Origin of the sequence: Shewanella kaireitica, from assembly GCF_023284045.1 — a bacterium.
GTDB lineage: Bacteria > Pseudomonadota > Gammaproteobacteria > Enterobacterales > Shewanellaceae > Shewanella > Shewanella kaireitica.
The window spans coordinates 318,747-335,591 of record NZ_JAKIKQ010000003.1 but is presented as its reverse complement, the minus strand read 5'-3'; the positions used below and the strand labels follow the sequence as shown (position 1 = coordinate 335,591).

The 16,845-nt window shown below is 46.3% G+C and carries 15 protein-coding genes; 4 read left to right on the top strand and 11 right to left on the bottom strand.

Annotation, left to right across the window (positions count from 1 at the left end):
* The first annotated feature begins 1 nt into the window (after position 1).
* From L2730_RS06390 to L2730_RS06380, 3 genes are all read left to right on the top strand, one after another.
* Positions 2-2,530 (top strand): DMSO/selenate family reductase complex A subunit, encoded by a 2,529-nt coding sequence (locus L2730_RS06390; RefSeq protein ID WP_248973827.1) that lies wholly within the window; start codon positions 2-4, stop codon positions 2,528-2,530.
* Between the two features lie 14 nt (positions 2,531-2,544).
* Complete coding sequence (locus L2730_RS06385; RefSeq protein WP_220739681.1) at positions 2,545-3,222, top strand: DMSO/selenate family reductase complex B subunit; 678 nt, start codon at positions 2,545-2,547, stop codon at positions 3,220-3,222.
* Between the two features lie 118 nt (positions 3,223-3,340).
* The gene (locus L2730_RS06380; protein WP_248973826.1) at positions 3,341-4,024 is read left to right on the top strand and encodes a TorD/DmsD family molecular chaperone; all 684 of its coding nucleotides are present in this window, start codon (positions 3,341-3,343) and stop codon (positions 4,022-4,024) included.
* A gap of 72 nt (positions 4,025-4,096) precedes the next feature.
* Here the strand turns inward: L2730_RS06380 and L2730_RS06375 are convergent, their stop codons facing one another.
* Together L2730_RS06375 and L2730_RS06370 are read right to left on the bottom strand one after the other, a co-directional pair.
* On the bottom strand, positions 4,097-4,573 hold the full coding sequence (locus L2730_RS06375) for a hypothetical protein (RefSeq protein ID WP_248973825.1): 477 nt from the start codon (positions 4,571-4,573) through the stop codon (positions 4,097-4,099).
* A 171-nt stretch (positions 4,574-4,744) separates the two neighbouring features.
* The gene (locus L2730_RS06370; RefSeq protein ID WP_248973824.1) at positions 4,745-5,182 is read right to left on the bottom strand and encodes a hypothetical protein; all 438 of its coding nucleotides are present in this window, start codon (positions 5,180-5,182) and stop codon (positions 4,745-4,747) included.
* Positions 5,183-5,461: 279 nt separating this feature from the next.
* Between L2730_RS06370 and L2730_RS06365 the strand changes: the two genes are divergently transcribed.
* Positions 5,462-6,001 (top strand): TlpA disulfide reductase family protein, encoded by a 540-nt coding sequence (locus L2730_RS06365; protein ID WP_248973823.1) that lies wholly within the window; start codon positions 5,462-5,464, stop codon positions 5,999-6,001.
* A gap of 105 nt (positions 6,002-6,106) precedes the next feature.
* Here L2730_RS06365 and L2730_RS06360 read toward each other — a convergent pair whose 3' ends face one another.
* The 9 genes from L2730_RS06360 to L2730_RS06320 all read right to left on the bottom strand — a co-directional run bounded on the left by L2730_RS06360 (position 6,107) and on the right by L2730_RS06320 (position 16,814).
* Entirely contained in the window at positions 6,107-9,166 is a 3,060-nt protein-coding gene (locus L2730_RS06360; RefSeq protein ID WP_248973822.1) for an efflux RND transporter permease subunit, read from the bottom strand.
* A gap of 419 nt (positions 9,167-9,585) precedes the next feature.
* A complete protein-coding gene (locus L2730_RS06355) occupies positions 9,586-10,242 on the bottom strand; it encodes a 3-oxoacid CoA-transferase subunit B (protein ID WP_248973821.1) in 657 nt (218 codons plus the stop codon).
* Positions 10,243-10,255: 13 nt separating this feature from the next.
* A complete protein-coding gene (locus L2730_RS06350; RefSeq protein ID WP_248973820.1) occupies positions 10,256-10,954 on the bottom strand; it encodes a CoA transferase subunit A in 699 nt (232 codons plus the stop codon).
* 82 nt (positions 10,955-11,036) lie between these two features.
* Entirely contained in the window at positions 11,037-11,936 is a 900-nt protein-coding gene (locus L2730_RS06345; RefSeq protein ID WP_248973819.1) for a hydroxymethylglutaryl-CoA lyase, read from the bottom strand.
* Positions 11,937-11,939: 3 nt separating this feature from the next.
* Positions 11,940-12,065 (bottom strand): 3-methylcrotonyl-CoA carboxylase, encoded by a 126-nt coding sequence (locus L2730_RS06340; protein ID WP_248973818.1) that lies wholly within the window; start codon positions 12,063-12,065, stop codon positions 11,940-11,942.
* Positions 12,066-12,072: 7 nt separating this feature from the next.
* The gene (locus tag L2730_RS06335) at positions 12,073-12,198 is read right to left on the bottom strand and encodes a 3-methylcrotonyl-CoA carboxylase (protein ID WP_248973817.1); all 126 of its coding nucleotides are present in this window, start codon (positions 12,196-12,198) and stop codon (positions 12,073-12,075) included.
* Positions 12,199-12,205: 7 nt separating this feature from the next.
* A complete protein-coding gene (locus L2730_RS06330) occupies positions 12,206-14,275 on the bottom strand; it encodes an acetyl/propionyl/methylcrotonyl-CoA carboxylase subunit alpha (RefSeq protein ID WP_248973816.1) in 2,070 nt (689 codons plus the stop codon).
* A gap of 1 nt (position 14,276) precedes the next feature.
* A complete protein-coding gene (locus tag L2730_RS06325) occupies positions 14,277-15,167 on the bottom strand; it encodes an enoyl-CoA hydratase-related protein (protein ID WP_248973815.1) in 891 nt (296 codons plus the stop codon).
* 39 nt (positions 15,168-15,206) lie between these two features.
* Positions 15,207-16,814, bottom strand: a complete 1,608-nt coding sequence (locus L2730_RS06320; RefSeq protein WP_248973814.1) for a carboxyl transferase domain-containing protein — start codon at positions 16,812-16,814, stop codon at positions 15,207-15,209.
* Between the last annotated feature and the right edge of the window lie 31 nt (positions 16,815-16,845).

Below are 16,845 nucleotides of genomic sequence, written 5' to 3'. Positions count from 1 at the left end.
TATGGAACGTAGAAGTTTCTTAAAAATGAGTGCTGCGCTGGGCTGTGCAGCAACAGTTACAGGCTGTAATTCCAGCTCTGATGATGCCAATGTTATTCCGCCTAAGCCACCGGTTGGTGATGAGCAAATTACTTGGTCATCATGCCTAGTAAACTGTGGTTCAAACTGTCCTGTTAAAGTGTTTAGTCGTGACGGTGTTATTACCCGTGTCGAAACTGACCATGACATCACTGATGGCGATGATATTTACCAAGTACGTGCTTGTGCTCGTGGCCGTTCACTGCGCCAACGTACTTACGCGGTTGACCGTCTAAAGTCGCCAATGAAACGAGTTGGTAAGCGTGGCGAAGGTAAGTTCGTTCCCATCACTTGGGACGAAGCAGCTAAAACCATCGGTAACAAACTGACTTCAGTGATCGCCGAGCATGGTAACAAAGCGATTTTCCGTAGCTACGGCTCAGGTGCTTACTACGGTTTTGCATCCAATGCCTGTTTCAACCGTCTGTTGAACCTTAACGGTGGTTGCTTAAGTTATTACGGTAACTACTCATGGGCACAGCAGCAAGAAGCAGCGGCGCATACTTTTGGTACTGGAAGCACTAAAGGCTCATCAACGGTAACGCTATCAAACAGTGATTTCTTGTTGGGTATCGCTTACAACCCAAGTGAAATTCGTCAGTCGGGCAGTGGTGAAGGTTATGATTACCTAAAAGCATTGCAAAAATCTAATGGTCTTAAAGTGACCATGATTGACCCACGTTACACTGACTCTATGTTAGGTAAAGAGTCAACTTGGTTACCTATTCGTCCAGGTACCGATGCCGCGCTTGCAGAAGCGATTGCTTATCAAATGATTAGCTCAGGTTGGGTTGATGCTAACTCGCTTGATTTCATCAATAAGTACGCAGTCGGTTATGACGCCGCCTCTATCCAAACGCAAAAAGATATCTTTGCTGCCAGCGGTGATGCGACTAAGCAAGAATATGCTCAAGTCATGAAGCCAGAAGAGAACTACCGTGACTACATTCTAGGTCTTGGCATCTACACCGATGCGCCGAAGAAGACAGCTGAATGGGCTGAGAAAATCACCGGTATTCCTGCAGCGCAAATTAAGCAAATCGCTACAGATCTGCAAAATGCTAAGGCGCCTTACATCGTTGTCGGTGCAGGTGTTAACCGCCAAGCCAATGGCGAGCAAAGCATGCGTGCACTTTACATGTTGTCGGTATTGACCGGTAAGCTTGGCACATTGGGCGCATCAAATGGTGAGCTACCTTCAATGAGCGGTATGTACCGTGCAGGTATTCCAGCGGGTAGTAATCCAGTTAAAGAGAAGATCTCTTTCTTCACTTGGTCTGAAGCCATTCATCATGGCGAAACCATGACTGCTCGTAGCCATGGTGTAAAAGGTACTGATGATTTAGATACGCCCCTTGGCACTAACATCAAAGTGATTATCTCAGCTTCTGACAGCACGTTACTGAACCAGCATGCACAGATCAACAATACTGCTGAAATTTACCAAGACGAATCAGGTGTTGAGCTAATCGTTAGTTGTGATTGCTGGATGACGCCAGGCGCTAAATTTGCCGACATCATCTTGCCAGATACTAGCTGGTTAGAGTCTAACGACTTAGTTAACGATTCATACGCATCTGGTGCGCTAGGTTACATCACCGCGATGAAATCTGCCATTGAGCCAATGTGGGACTGTAAGTCTATGTATGAAGCATCTGCATTGATCGCTAAATACATGGGCTGTGAAGCTGAGTTTACTGAAGGTAAAACTGAAGCGCAGTGGCTTGAAGAGCTATACCAAAAAACCAAAGACAGCAGCACCAACTTAGGTGTGGTGCCAGCGTTCCCTGCCACTTACAAAGAAGCGCAAGAGATTGGTTTCTTCCGTAAGCATATGCAAGACGATCACGTCGCACTTTCAAGCTACATCAATGGTGGTGAGCCATTAGCAACACCAAGTGGCAAGATTGAGATCTACTCTGCTGAGCTTGCATGGCGCGCGGCTAACTGGGATCAAGAAAACAGCCCACTAAACCCAACAGGCGTTAAAGGTGACACCATCACTGCAATCCCACAGTACACAGTGACGTGGGATGGTTATGAGGATGAAGATACCAGTACTGATTACCCAATTCAGTTAGCGGGTTACCACACTAAAGGCCGCACTCACTCAAGCTACCATAACGTTCCTTGGTTACGAGAAGCGGTTGAAGATGCTGTTTGGGTTAACCCAATGGACGGTGCTAAGCACGGCTTAAGCTCTGGCGATAATGTTGAAATGTACAACGAACGTGGTTCGATTGCCGTCAAGGTACGTATCACGCCGCGTGTTGCACCAGGTGTATTTGCACTCGGTCAAGGTGCTTGGTTCAACCCAGGTAAAACGGTTGGTAGTACAGGGCATATCATCGATGAAGGCGGCGCGATTAACTCGCTTACCCGTTATCAGCCAAGCCCTGTAGCCAAAGGCAACCCACAGCACACCATCCGTGTTGCAATTAAAAAGATTTAAGAGAGTAGTTAATTATGACTGAACCAACTCAATATGGTTTTTATGTAGACAGCACTAAATGTACCGGTTGCAAAGCGTGTCACGTGTCTTGTAAAGATCGTCAAAGCAATGAGATCCGTAACAATACCAATCCGCAAGATAACACCTTGCCAGCGCTCAACGGTGTGACTTGGCGTCGTGTTTATGAATACGGTGGTGGCGAGTGGACTGTGGGTAACAATGGCTGTTTTGAACAAAACGTTTTTGCTTACTATATGTCTATTGGTTGTAACCACTGTTCTGAGCCCGTGTGTGTTAAAGCTTGCCCAACGGGGGCTATGCACAAGCGCCGTGAAGATGGTCTAGTGCACGTCGCGCAAGACATCTGTATTGGCTGTGAAAGTTGCTCACGCGCTTGTCCATACGATGCGCCGCAAATTGACCGTGAACGCAAAGTAATGACTAAATGTGATGGTTGCTATGAGCGTATTGCTGATGGTCGTAAGCCTGTATGTGTTGAGTCATGCCCACTGCGTGCACTTGATTTCGATACTATGGATAATTTACGTGAGAAGTACGGCGACGGCGATGGGCACATTGCGCCATTGCCATCACCATCAATCACATCACCTAACCTAATCATCAAGGCTAATGTAAATGGTAGCCCTGCAGGTAGCGGTGAGGGAAGCATCTTAAACCCAACCGAAGTTTAAGTCAGAGTTTAAGCTTGCCTGCGAATAGCGTCAAAACTGGCGCTATTCGCTATGATTAATTTCTAGTGAAATAAAAGCTGTGGCTATATTGCGCCCAGCGCCGTGTTAAAGGTGAACCATGTCTTCAAATATAGCGTCGATTAACTCGATAGATTTTGCTGAGTATCAAGGGCTAGCGCGCATTTTGCACCATTGCCTTATTCGTCATCCTGAAGCCGAGCTTGTGCAAGGGCTTAAGGATTGTGATGTTGCAGGTAGTTGGCCAATTTTTGCCAAACGAGAGCAAAATAGCAAAGGGCGTGAGGCGCTGGCTGCATTTTTAGCGCAGTGGCCAATCGATACCCATGAGGCTGAACTTATCGAGTTGAAGCTTGACTATGGTCAGCTATTTTTTGGCCCCGGTGAGCCAAATGCAGTTCCACAAGGTTCGGTGTATTTGAGTGAAGAGCAGTTACTTAATGATCGCTCCACCATGGCATTGATGGATTTCTACCAAGCCAATGGCGTAAATGTTGATGTTGATTATCCGCAGCCACTTGATCATATCGGGCTTTTCTTTGCTGTATTAGATCAGACTTTTGGTCGTCTGCAGCTGGAAACCGATAATCAAGCGCTGATTCGCTTTACTCAGGTGTTATTGCAACAGCATTTGTTGCCTTGGGCGCCGCGCTGTTTTGAGCTTGCGCAGAAGCATGCAAACAGTGATTTTTACCGTGGTATCGCTTTACTAGGCTGTGATTTCTTACTGCAAATGCAGCAGGATTTTCAGTTACTGCCAAAAGAGACGCGTTTATATCGCTAGAGAATGAACATGATAATAAAAAGCCCGCAGCTTAATCAGCTGCGGGCTTTTTATTCTTGGTTTAGCTTGGTATTAACTGCCCATGTTACGACTAGATTTACGTTTATCTAAACGCACTTTTTCAAGCTGGCTGTTGATGGTTTGCAGTAGTTGGCACTGCTGCTTGCTGTCAGCGGTTAGTGACTCGAACAACTCGCTTTTCATTAGCATTTGGCTCCACTGAAAGCCAATGGTCAGCACTAAATGCTCTGACTGATTCAATGGATTTTGCTCTATCTCTTTGACAAACAATAAGTGACTAGCTGCAAATAGGCAGTGCAGGGTCAAAGGTGCTGACAGCGGTGTTTCATCTGTGCTTTCAAGAGGCGGCAACCAAATTGGGGTTCCCTCTATAAAGGTTAATGCTGCAATAGTGTTAGTGACCGTTGTTAGCTGAGTTGCGCCACCAAATAATTGCTGCACCGCCTCACATTCTTTAAGTGTTAACGCTAAACGGTGGGCAAGAATTGACTTACTCCATTGCTGGCCTATTGAACGAGTTAAAGTCATTACTATCCTTTATCGATAATGCTTGCGTAGCACTTGATTAAATTTAGTGACTGCCACAATGATGAGGCTATTTCTTTAGTGATTATTGTAGCAACAGCGTGCTGATTTCGATGTGCTCCGCGCAACAAATTTAGGATAGGGCAAACCGTTAAAGTCATAAATATGATGAAGCTAATTGAGAGAGACGAGTAACTGTCGCACTTTTAAGCGGGTATCATCAATTTTTCCCACCACTTGCATGGTGCTGTTTTCATCTCTGGCGACTTGCTCCCAATGGGCCTGCCACTCCATTTTTAATGCATCCGCAGCGGCTTGAATTTCAGGCTCTGTTACCACACTTAAATCAGCAATTAAATTGACTTTAACCCAGCCTTTGCGAGGGCTGCCTTGGATGATATCTTGATCATAATGTGCCGCGTAAATAATTGACTCTAGCTCTGAAAGTTGGAGCAACAGCTCGAAGCTTGCTGAGCGAACATTGTTGTTGTATTCGGTGATCTCCATGCGCCATACGTTATAGCTAAAGCCCACTAAGGCAAACAACATACTGAACACTGCAGTCAGTTGAAACACGTTTATGGTCTCTGTGCCCGAGATAGATACCTTCATTAATGGCGCCTCGCAAATTAGCTTAAGTTAACTTTAGACAAAGACACTGCAGAGCAACAGTTAATTTCAAGGGTTAGCAATTAGAGCGCCATGTTCTAGTGAATATTCCCCTAGTAAAGCATCAAATAAGATCGTTTGAATGAATATCCGTTAAGGTTCGGTCTATGTACTCGCGGGGCTTAATATTGCGCAGCACTAATCAGCCTTAAGTCTGGAGCGCAAACCGCTATGTCATAGCTAAGATAACGATACCCGTTCAATGGATATTAAAGAGGTCATATGTATTCCAAAGCAAACAATATATTCCAGCGATGCAGACTTATTGAAGTTTCGCATCTGCTCTTTGCCGCGCTCGTATTCGCTATAGCAGTATTTTCGACCGCGCTGCAAGCCGCTGAATCAAAGCCGCTGGCTGCTGATTTTTCACTAAAGGACGCCAATGGACAAGTGCACTCATTAGCGGACTACAAAGGCAAGCCATTAATCCTACATTTTTGGGCGACCTGGTGTCCCTATTGTAAAAAGCTACAACCGGGGCTAGAAAAAATCCGCAATGATAATCAAGCTAGTGATCTGCAAGTGTTGGCGATTAGCTTTAATGAAGATGAGGGCGCGAAACCTGCTGAGACTTTATTGGCTCGGGGAATTCATATACCAACCTTGATTGATGGCGATGGGGTTGCGGCTGATTATGGCGTGATAGGAACGCCTACGACTTTCTATATTAATAGACTGGGTGAAGTGGTGTGGAAAACCAATATATCTGATCCTAATGACGGTAAACTTGTAGATGCTGCTGAGTATATTATGGCGAAGTAGCAGACGGTTTGGCGGCTAATGACTTCGAGTCATCAAGCACCACAGTGACTGTGGTGCTTTAGTTATTGCAAGGGTAAAACTTTGATGATCATTGTTTGCTGCTGACTAACAAGCAACTGGCTGTGGCTTGAACCGTTCTCGAGTGTTTTGCAAGATAACAAAGAACACACAGGCAAAGATGCAACCTATAAAGGTGGCAGTGACGATACCGCCAAAGCTTGCATAACCTAGGGCTTGTTGCGCGCCATTGCCTATTGCATCAGCCATCATTAGCGGCACTAGTCCGACACCAAAACTGAATGCTGTCATGAATACGGCGCGTGCTCTAAGTCGCATCGCTTCGACTGCAGCAGTCTTAATTGCCATGCCTTTTTCTCGTAAATCTTTGGCATATTCTATAATCAAAATGGCATTACGGACGCTCATTCCAACTAATAGCACTGCTGCAAGTTGAGTCAGAATATTAATGTCGCCCTGCAGGTATATAACGCCATATACAATACCGATAACAGCGGTCGGAACGACTAACATGATTGCTGCAGGTATTAACCAGCTCTCATACTGAGCGACCAACACCATGTAGGTAACGAGTAATGCCAGTGCCAGTACGATAATGGCCTGATTGCCCGCTTTAATCTCCTCGGCTGAGGCGCCTGTAAATTCAACAGAGATCCCTTTCGGTAACTCAAGCTCGTTGATTAGATTGATGACGTCGCCTGTGGCACTGACTGGAATGACATCAAAAGCAACTGATTGTTGTGCATTGAAGCGGTTGAGAAAGTTAGGTGCTAGCTCTTCGCTAATATCAAAAATTTTGTCGGCGCTGATATGGGTTCCGTTTGGTTGGCTTAGCTTAATCGCTTTGAGGGATTCGGCTGAGGTGCGGTATTCAGGTGAGTTTTGCACCATAACTTTGTAATTGCGACCATTCATGTTAAAAGTGTTGATGTAGCTACCACCAAAATGAGCCTGCATACCTGTGACGGTGTCAGCAAATGAGATCCCATATTTATTGAGCTCTTGTCGCTTTATCTCTAGCTTTATCGACGGTTTATCGACAGCGTACTGCGTCATTGCCAGTGCCACATCATCTTCAAAGCTGTTGAGCTGTGCGATGATGGAGTTTGAAATTTCAAACATCTCAGTAGGGCTATAGCCTTTTGCATCTTTAATAACAAAGCTGACACCATCAACGAGGCCCAGTTCTGGAATGACTGGTGGTTTAAAAGCAAAAGCTTCTACGCCAGTTTCTGCAATGACAGCATTTGCCGCCTCTATCACTTGGTTATCGCTTAGTTCACGGCTATCCATCGGTTCTAGATTTAGCAGTAAAAGAAAGCTGCCCATATTGGCTGTGCTGGTGATTAGGTTAAAACCCGAGGCTGAGATTGAATTCGATACTCCCTCAATCTGTTGTAGTTTTTCGACTAACTCTAACGTATACGCATCGGTGACAGGCAGGGCGGTACCAGCGGGAAATGAGCCGACAACAAATACCGCGCTGGCATCTTCATCTGGTAGCATGCCCGTCGCAAGCTCTTTTCCATCTTGCACTGTGTAGTAAAGTGCACCACTTAGTAATATGACAGATAACAGCGGCACTTTAACAAAACACTGGGTTGCGAACTTGAAGATAGTGATCTTTGCGCCGATAACGCTTTCGAGCGAGCGCGCGATAAATCCTTTTTTGGGGGGCTTCATAAACAGTGCGCAAAGCGCCGGAGTTAACGTTAAAGCCACCACGGTTGAAACCAGCACCGCAACACTAAGTACAATGCCAAATTCGCTATAGATTATTCCTGTCATGCCACTCATAAATATGGTGGGAGCAAAGACTGCTAGCAACACCAATGCTGATGCGATAATCGGGCTGACCACTTTATCTAGACTAGCTGATACCGCTTGCTTTGGTGTCAGTTGTGGTTGTTCCTGTAGCTCGTGCTCAGCGGCTTCAATAACAATAATTGCGGCATCAACCACAATACCGATAGCCATCACCAGTCCAAGCATTGAGATGATATTGATATCAATACCGAGTGCGGCCATGGCGGCAAACGTCCCCACTAGTGACACCGGAATTGCGGCGCAAGTGATGAGGGTTAATCTAAAGGATTGCATGAATACCAGGGTGATAAGTGCAACGATGATAACGGCAAGCACAAGGGTTTCGAGCACGTTATCAATGGCACCGATGATAAATGCAGTTGCATCATAAACGGTCTGAATTTGGTACTCTGTCTCTAAGCTTTCTGTTATCTGTTGTACCGCTTTGCCAACCTCAATCGCGTTGGCACTAGGGTCTTTATAGATGAAAAGAACAGAACCCGCACTGGTGCCTGCGTATGCGTTGGCTGTGTAAACTTCGGCACCAAGCTCTATTGTGGCAACATCTTTTAGGAATACAGGTTTCTTGAAATGTTCGCCGCGAACCACGATATTGCCAAACTCTTCCACTGAAGATAGACCGCCGTCTACACTGACGGAGTATTCAAGAGAATTACTTACTACAGAACCCGCTGATGAAATCTTATTCTGAGCGTTAATTGCGGCTTGTATGTCACCGACGTTTACAAACCGGTGGCTCATGGCATCGGGGTTTAACCAAACTCGCATGGAGTACTTTTTTTCCCCTAAAACATCGACTTTAGATACACCATTAACACGCTGCAGCGACTCTTTTAATATGCCGCCAGAAAAACCACTTATGTCAGTATCTGTAGCCTTGCCTGAAGGGTCATTGATTGCCAGACCGATGAGTAAACCATTAGAAACTTTTTCAACCTTGACACCGTTTTTAGATACATCAGCAGGGAGCTCCGGCAGTGCCAGGTTAACCCTGTTCTGTACCAAGTTATTTGCGGTGTCGGGATCTGTTCCATTAGCGAAAGTGATGGTTAAGGTGTAGGTTCCATCGGCGCCAGATGTGCTTTGCATGTAATCCATGCCCGAGACACCATTGACCTGCTTTTCAATTTCAGGCGCAACGGATTTGGTGATCACTTCAGCTGAAGCGCCATCCATAAAAGTGCTGACCTCTATGGTCACCGGAGCGACATCCGGGTATCGTCCAATAGGAGATTGCAACGCTGCAATCACCCCGATAAGAGTGATAAACAGCGAGATGATAATCGCGAGTTTCGGCCTTTCGATAAATAGTTTGAACATACCCATCACCTTTATTTTTCATCATCTCTTGGCTGGTATCGAATTAATACATTGCGCGAAATGACTTAGTTAAGCTTGTAATACTTAGTGCTGGGTTCAATTAGACTCAAGCGCTTTACTGCGAGCTTAAAACCACCGACTAAGTTGGCTTTTTTGTCGATGCTTGAATGGTATAGCAGTTAATTTAATCGTTTAAAGCAGGTACTATGAGGTTTTTGAATAGGTGAGGTTTGCTTTGTTTAAGTTACTGTTTTAAAAGTGAAGTTATCTGACTAATTATCTGAGTGAGCTATGGAGTGTTACGGCATGTTTAAATATGTGATGTTAATCAACTTGGCGCTGTCATTTGTTTTTGTGGCGTATATTGAAATAAAAAACGCAGCTCAAAGTGGCTGCGTTTTAGTTATTTGGCGAATCAACTAGAAGTTCATTTCAGGGACATGCTCAGGCACAATCAACTTGCCCGCTGTTTTAGAGACTATTTCCTCGACAGATACGCCTGGGGCTCGTTCTAATAGATAGAAGGCACCATCTTTGATCTCCATAAAGGCCAAGTCAGTCAATACACGTTTGATACAGCCAAAACCCGTTAATGGTAGTTCACATTTTGGTAGTAGTTTTGAGTTACCTTTCTTGTCGGCATGCATCATGGTGACGATGATATTGTCAGCGCCAGCCACTAAATCCATCGCGCCGCCCATGCCCTTGATTAACTTACCAGGGATCATCCAAGAGGCGATAGAGCCTTGCTCGTCAACTTCAAAGGCGCCGAGCACCGTTAAATCTACATGGCCGCCACGGATCATGGCAAAACTCTCAGATGATGAGAAAAACGATGCGCCATCGACTGCGGTGACGGTTTGTTTACCCGCATTGATTAAGTCAGCGTCAATGGTCTCTTCGGTTGGAAACTCGCCCATTCCCAGTAAACCATTTTCAGACTGCAACATCACCTCTATCCCTTCAGGGATGTAGTTGGCGACTAATGTTGGAATACCGATACCTAGGTTAACGTAAAAACCATCTTGGAGCTCTTGTGCTACACGTTGTGCCAATTGTTCTCTTGATAATGCCATAGCGTTAGCCTCCTTAAGCTTTTACTGTACGTTGTTCGATGCGTTTTTCGAACGAGCCTTGAATAATACGATTAACGTAGATCCCAGGTGTATGAATATGATCAGGGTCTAGTTCACCCGGCTCGACAATATGCTCGGCTTCAACGACGGTAATTTTACCTGCAGTGGCCATCATCGGATTGAAGTTAGCGGCTGTTTTACGGAAAACTAGATTACCCATGGTATCGGCTTTCCAAGCGCGTACTAAGGCAAAGTCAGCTTTTAGTGCTGGTTCTAGTACATAATGACGGCCATCGATTTCACGAGTTTCTTTGCCCTCAGCAACCGGAGTTCCGTACCCAGTAGCAGTAAAGAATGCTGGAATACCTGCGCCGCCAGCTCGAATTTTTTCAGCCAATGTACCTTGAGGAGTCAAGATAACGTTTAGCTCACCAGATAGCATCTGCTGCTCAAAAGTGGCATTCTCGCCAACGTAAGAAGCGATCATAGTATCGATTTGACGGCTTTTAAGTAACAGTCCTAGGCCAAAGTCATCAACACCAGCATTGTTGGAGATTGCGGTTAAGCCTGTTACACCGGTTTTTACCATCTCAGCAATCAAGCCTTCAGGGATACCGCATAAGCCAAATCCACCAACCATCACGGTCATATCATTACTCAGGCCCTTTAATGCCTCTTGATAACTTCCGACTACTTTATTCAGTCCTGCCATTATTTTTATCTCCTAATTAAGATCCTTAGCCCAAATTTGTAGGGAGCGCTAAGTCTCTAAAAACTGTTTAAGCAACTCGTTACTAAACCGAGATGGCTTGTGCGACTTTTGCACCATTAGTGCGCCCAAGTGCTTGGCTAATTTTATTACCTGCATTTGCTAGCTTGTTCAAATCAATGCCGGTTTCAATGCCAAGTCCATGCAGCATATAGACGAGGTCTTCAGTGGCTAAATTACCCGATGCGCCTTTGGCGTAAGGGCAACCACCTAGACCGGCAACCGATGAGTCGATAACACTCACACCAGTTTCTAAGCAGGCTAAAATGTTTGCTAACGCTTGACCGTAGGTATCATGAAAGTGCAGTGCTAGCTGTGAAACGGGTACGACATTGGCAACCGCTTCGACCATTCTACGGGCATTTAGCGCTGTGCCAACGCCAATGGTGTCCCCCAATGAAATCTCGTAACAGCCCATTTTGTAAAGTAATTCAGACACTCGGGCGACTTCGCTAACCGCTATTTCACCTTCATAAGGGCAGCCAAGCACACAAGAGACATAACCTCGAACACGGATATTATTGGCTTTAGCCAGCTGCATCACTGGCTCAAAGCGCGCGATAGACTCCTCTATTGAGCAGTTAATGTTACGTTGGCTGAAGCTCTCTGATGCCGCGCCAAAGATGGCAACTTCGTCGCATCCTGCGTCAAGCGCAAGTTCCAAGCCCTTTAGATTTGGTGTTAGCGCACTGTAGGTAATACCGCTTTGACGCGTGACACCCTTAAGTACGTCCGCTGAATCTGCCATTTGCGGTACCCATTTCGGCGACACAAAGCTGGCGGCTTCAATACGTTTTACACCAGCGGTGGCTAAATCTTCAATCAAAGTGATTTTATCTGCAGTGGTGACCGGCTTTTCATTTTGCAGGCCGTCACGGGCGCCGACTTCAAATATACTAACTTTGCTAGGGAAAGAAGCTGACATTGATTACTCCTCTTCGCTGGTTGTGACTTCGGCCAGTAGGATGCCGTCACTTACGAGCTCTCCGGCGTTAAAGAAGAAAGCACTGACGATGCCATCATAAGGGGACTCTAAAGATGTAATGTAGTCCATCTTGTTTTTACTCCTTATCACTAGCTGTAACTTCGGCCAGTAGCATGCCGTCGCTTACGAGCTCACCGGCGTTAAAGAAAAAAGCACTCACGATGCCATCATAAGGAGACTCTAAAGATGTAATGTACTCCATCTTGCTTTTACTCCTCTTCGCTGGCTGTAACTTCGGCCAGTAGCATGCCGTCGCTAACCAGTTCTCCGGCGTTAAAGAAGAATGCACTCACAACACCTTCAAATGGCGACTCGATGGTGTACTCCATCTTCATCGCTTCCATTACCATGATGCCTTGGCCTGCAGTGACTTCGTCGCCCACTGCAACCAGATGAGTCACGATAGTCCCGTTCATTGGTGCTTTGAGTTTATCTTCTAAGTTATCTTGCTCTTCAACCACTTCAGACTTAATCGCTTGGTAGTGGTAGCTGCTTGAATTGATAAACAAGGTAAAGTCATCACCGACTTGACTAACAGGTACTTTTATCTTGTGGGCGTTACTCTTTATCGACTGGCTGTTAACTGCGATCTCGGCATGAAGCGTTTCGCCAATGAGTTCGCCAGACAATGTTAGTTGAGTATCATTGATGGTGAGCTGATAAAAGGACTTACTGGCCACTTGTGTCTCAGTTAACTCAAGGTGGTTAATTTTCTGGTCATCATCGAGTAAGGCGACTTGATGCACACTGGCACTATTGAGTCTAAAACCACTGACGGCTCCCCATGGTGAGTAGGGGTCATGGCTGTTAATTGCGCAGCGCTTGGCATCGGCTTTACGGGCACAGAGTTGATACAGTGCTGCGAGTGCCAATGCCGTTTGACGCTCATTAGACTGGTTCGTTGCAACATCAGCGCTTAGGCCGTGACCGATGAGAGCTTCGCCATAACGCTCAATAAAGTCAGTGCTAAAGTCTGCGCTAGCGAAGGCTTCGTGCTCGGCAATGTTAGCCAGAAACTCAATATTGTGCTTCAAACCGCTAATTTGATAAGAGGCGAGGGCATGGACTAGGCGCTGCAGAGCACGTGGGCGCGATTCATCCCAAGTAATGAGCTTAGAGATCATCGGGTCATAAAAGTTACTGATGACGTCATTTTCACGGATCCCAGAGTCAATTCGTACATATTTACTCTGCTCAGGCTCTCGCAAAAAGTTAAGCTTGCCACTGGCTGGCAGGAAGTCATTTTGAGGATCTTCTGCGTATATACGCACTTCAAACGCATGGCCGTGAATACGAACTTCATCTTGTGTTAATGGCAACTTACTGCCGCTAGCCACCATTAACTGCCATTTGACCAAGTCTTGGCCTGTGACTAATTCAGTCACCGGATGTTCTACCTGTAGACGCGTGTTCATCTCCATAAAGTAGAAGCTGCCATCGGTATCAAGCAAAAACTCGACAGTGCCAGCGCCTTCATAGTTAATGGCTTTGGCAGCAGCGACTGCCGCTTCACCCATACTGACGCGCAGTGCATCGCTAAGCCCTGGCGCAGGCGCCTCTTCAACCACTTTTTGATGACGACGTTGAATAGAACAATCTCTATCTGACAGGTAGATGCAGTTGCCAAAGCTATCGGCAAATACTTGTACTTCAACATGGCGCGGCTGACGTAGGTAGCGCTCCATCAGCAGTTTATCGTTACCGAATGAGCTAATAGCTTCTCGTCTGGCTGATTGGATCGCTTCTAATACTTCATCTTTGCTTTCAACGATACGCATGCCTTTGCCGCCGCCGCCGTAGGCTGCTTTAATCAGCAGTGGAAAGCCCATGTTATTAGCTTCTTGCACCAATACATCATCTTCTTGAACATCACCATGGTAACCCGGAACCAGCGGCACATTAGCGGCGCCCATGATCTCTTTGGCCGCACTCTTGCTGCCCATGGAGTCAATCGCCGCGGCACTTGGGCCAACAAAGGCGATACCGCTTTGTTCACACATTAGGGCAAACTCGGCATTTTCTGACAGAAAACCGTAACCGGGGTGAACTGCTTGCGCGCCAGACTTTTTAGCAATCTCAATGATCAGCTCGCCTTTTAGATATGAATCTGCTGGTGCACTGCCACCTAAATAAAATGATTCATCAGCCATCGCCACGTGGCGAGCGTCGATGTCAGCATCAGAATATAGTGCAACAGTGCGAACACCCATTGCTTGAGCAGTTTTGATAATACGACAGGCAATTTCACCGCGGTTGGCGATTAGCAGTTTGGTAAACATATTATTTGGCTCCTAGCGCATTGGCAGCATGGCTATTGTTATTGTTTGAACTGTTATTTGCTGAGCTTTGATTAACAGTCCAGTCGGGGCTGCGCTTTTCAAAAAATGCGTTCAGGCCCTCTTGGCCCTCTTTTGATACTCGAATACTGGCGATACGTTCACTGGTGTAATCAAGGGTCGATTTGTCGATAACACCATCTTCAAGTTTAGATAGCAGGCTTTTCACCCATGCCATACCTTGTGGACTATTGGCTAAAAGCGCTGCGATAATAGGCGCTGCGGCACTGTCTAGCTCATCGCTCACTTCATGAATGATCTGTAGCTCAAGCGCTTTTTGTACATCGAACCTTTCAGCGGTAAGCATGTAACGACGGGCGGCACGTTGGCCCATAGCGCGAGTGACATAAGGGCTGATGACTGCTGGAATGAGCCCAAGTTTGACTTCGCTTAAGCAAAAGCTCGCGCGTTCATTGGCAAGGGCTATATCGCAGCAACAGATAAGCCCGAGTGCGCCCCCAAAAGCGGCGCCCTGTACAAGCGCGATAGTTGGTTTTGGAAATTTATCGAGCACGGACATCAATTTTGCTAGTTCATTAGCATCGGTGAGGTTTTGCTCAAAATCCATTTTAGCTTGCTTGCGCATCCAGTTGAGATCGGCGCCAGCACTGAAGTTTTTGCCGTTGGCTTTTAGCACCAACACTTGGCATTGCGAGTTATCAGCAAAATGCGCTAGCACTTTGATCATCTCGCTTATCATCACCTCATCAAAAGCATTGTGCTTTTCTGGGCGGTTAAGGATAAGCTCTGCAACACCATTGTTAAGTGCACAGTCAACGAAAGTGAGTTGTTCGCTGAGCTTATCTGTTGTTAATTGTAGGGTTTCATTAGTCATTGTTAAGGTCCAAAGTTAGCTGATAGCAATGGATGACCATTACATACGGAACACACCAAATTTAGTCTCTTCTACGGGCGCATTGAGCGCAGCAGAAAGGGCTAAACCAACAACATCTCGGGTCTGTGCTGGGTCAATAATGCCGTCATCCCAAAGACGAGCGCTTGCATGGTACGGATGACCCTCTTTATCGTATTGCTCAACAATCGGCTTACGGAAGCTTTGTTCATCTTCGTCTGACCAATCAACACCTTTACGCTTTAAGCCATCACGCTTAACCGTTGCTAAAACGCCAGCAGCCTGTTCGCCACCCATGACAGAAATACGAGCGTTTGGCCACATCCACATCATGGTTGGCTCGAATGCACGGCCACACATGCCGTAGTTGCCCGCACCATAACTGCCGCCAATGATGACGGTGAATTTTGGCACATTGGCACATGAAACAGCCGTTACCATTTTTGCCCCGTGTTTGGCGATTCCTTCATGTTCGTACTTTTTACCCACCATAAAGCCGGTAATGTTCTGTAAGAACAGCAGCGGAATCTTGCGCTGACAACAAAGCTCAATAAAGTGCGCGCCCTTTTGCGCTGACTCAGAGAACAAAATGCCGTTATTGGCAACAATGCCGACCGGATAGCCATGAATGCGGGCAAAGCCGCACACTAAGGTATTACCGTAATTAGCTTTGAACTCATCAAAGTCTGAATCATCGACGACTCGGGCGATCACCTCTTTGACATCGAAAGGCTTTTTAAGATCGGTACCGACAATACCGTAAAGCTCGTTAATATCGAACTTAGGCGGTTTAACCGGGCTAAGCTGTGCGGCTATCTGTTTTTGATGATTAAGTCGAGTCACTGATTTACGCGCAAGTTCTAATGCGTGCTCATCGTTTTGCGCCATATGATCCGCCACACCTGAAATCTTTGTATGCACTTCAGCGCCACCGAGTTCTTCAGCAGTAACCTCTTCACCTGTGGCCGCTTTCACAAGAGGCGGCCCCGCAAGGAAGATAGTGCCTTGCTCTTTTACGATAATCGACTCATCTGCCATGGCAGGTACATAAGCACCCCCTGCGGTACAAAGTCCCATCACTACTGCGATTTGTGGAATACCTTTGGCTGACATTTGTGCTTGGTTATAGAAGATCCGACCGAAGTGGTCTCTATCTGGGAATACTTCATCTTGGCGCGGCAAGTTAGCGCCGCCTGAATCAACCAAGTAGATACATGGCAGGTGACATCGACTGGCAATCTCTTGCGCGCGAATGTGCTTCTTTACCGTGACAGGGTAGTAGGTGCCGCCTTTTACGGTGGCATCGTTGGCAATGATCATACACTCAACACCACTGACGCGGCCGATACCAGCGATAACACCTGCGGCAGGGACTACATCTTCATAAAGTTCATAAGCGGCAAACTGTGAGATCTCTAAAAACGGTGAGCCTGGGTCGAGCAGTTTTTCAACACGCTGGCGCGGGAGCAGCTTTCCACGAGACAGATGACGTTCTCGAGCAACTTCACCGCCGCCGAGTTCAATCTGTGAAAGTTTAGATTTAAGATCATGAACGACTTCAGCCATATCATCGAACTTGGCTTTGAATTCTTCGCTGCGAGCATTAATACGACTGCTTAGTTGAGTCACAATTTCAATCCTTTTGAAGCGGAATAGAGGG

Bases quoted from the DNA above. Each gene is read 5' to 3' on its own strand.
- L2730_RS06345 (WP_248973819.1), bottom strand. From the start codon at position 11,936: ATGTCAGCTTCTTTCCCTAGCAAAGTTAGTATATTTGAAGTCGGCGCC.
- L2730_RS06340 (WP_248973818.1), bottom strand. From the start codon at position 12,065: ATGGACTACATTACATCTTTAGAGTCCCCTTATGATGGCATCGTCAGT.
- L2730_RS06325 (WP_248973815.1), bottom strand. From the start codon at position 15,167: ATGACTAATGAAACCCTACAATTAACAACAGATAAGCTCAGCGAACAA.
- L2730_RS06380 (WP_248973826.1), top strand. From the start codon at position 3,341: ATGTCTTCAAATATAGCGTCGATTAACTCGATAGATTTTGCTGAGTAT.
- L2730_RS06365 (WP_248973823.1), top strand. From the start codon at position 5,462: ATGTATTCCAAAGCAAACAATATATTCCAGCGATGCAGACTTATTGAA.
- L2730_RS06375 (WP_248973825.1), bottom strand. From the start codon at position 4,573: ATGACTTTAACTCGTTCAATAGGCCAGCAATGGAGTAAGTCAATTCTT.
- L2730_RS06370 (WP_248973824.1), bottom strand. From the start codon at position 5,182: ATGAAGGTATCTATCTCGGGCACAGAGACCATAAACGTGTTTCAACTG.
- L2730_RS06385 (WP_220739681.1), top strand. From the start codon at position 2,545: ATGACTGAACCAACTCAATATGGTTTTTATGTAGACAGCACTAAATGT.
- L2730_RS06355 (WP_248973821.1), bottom strand. From the start codon at position 10,242: ATGGCATTATCAAGAGAACAATTGGCACAACGTGTAGCACAAGAGCTC.
- L2730_RS06390 (WP_248973827.1), top strand. From the start codon at position 2: ATGGAACGTAGAAGTTTCTTAAAAATGAGTGCTGCGCTGGGCTGTGCA.
- L2730_RS06330 (WP_248973816.1), bottom strand. From the start codon at position 14,275: ATGTTTACCAAACTGCTAATCGCCAACCGCGGTGAAATTGCCTGTCGT.
- L2730_RS06335 (WP_248973817.1), bottom strand. From the start codon at position 12,198: ATGGAGTACATTACATCTTTAGAGTCTCCTTATGATGGCATCGTGAGT.
- L2730_RS06360 (WP_248973822.1), bottom strand. From the start codon at position 9,166: ATGTTCAAACTATTTATCGAAAGGCCGAAACTCGCGATTATCATCTCG.
- L2730_RS06350 (WP_248973820.1), bottom strand. From the start codon at position 10,954: ATGGCAGGACTGAATAAAGTAGTCGGAAGTTATCAAGAGGCATTAAAG.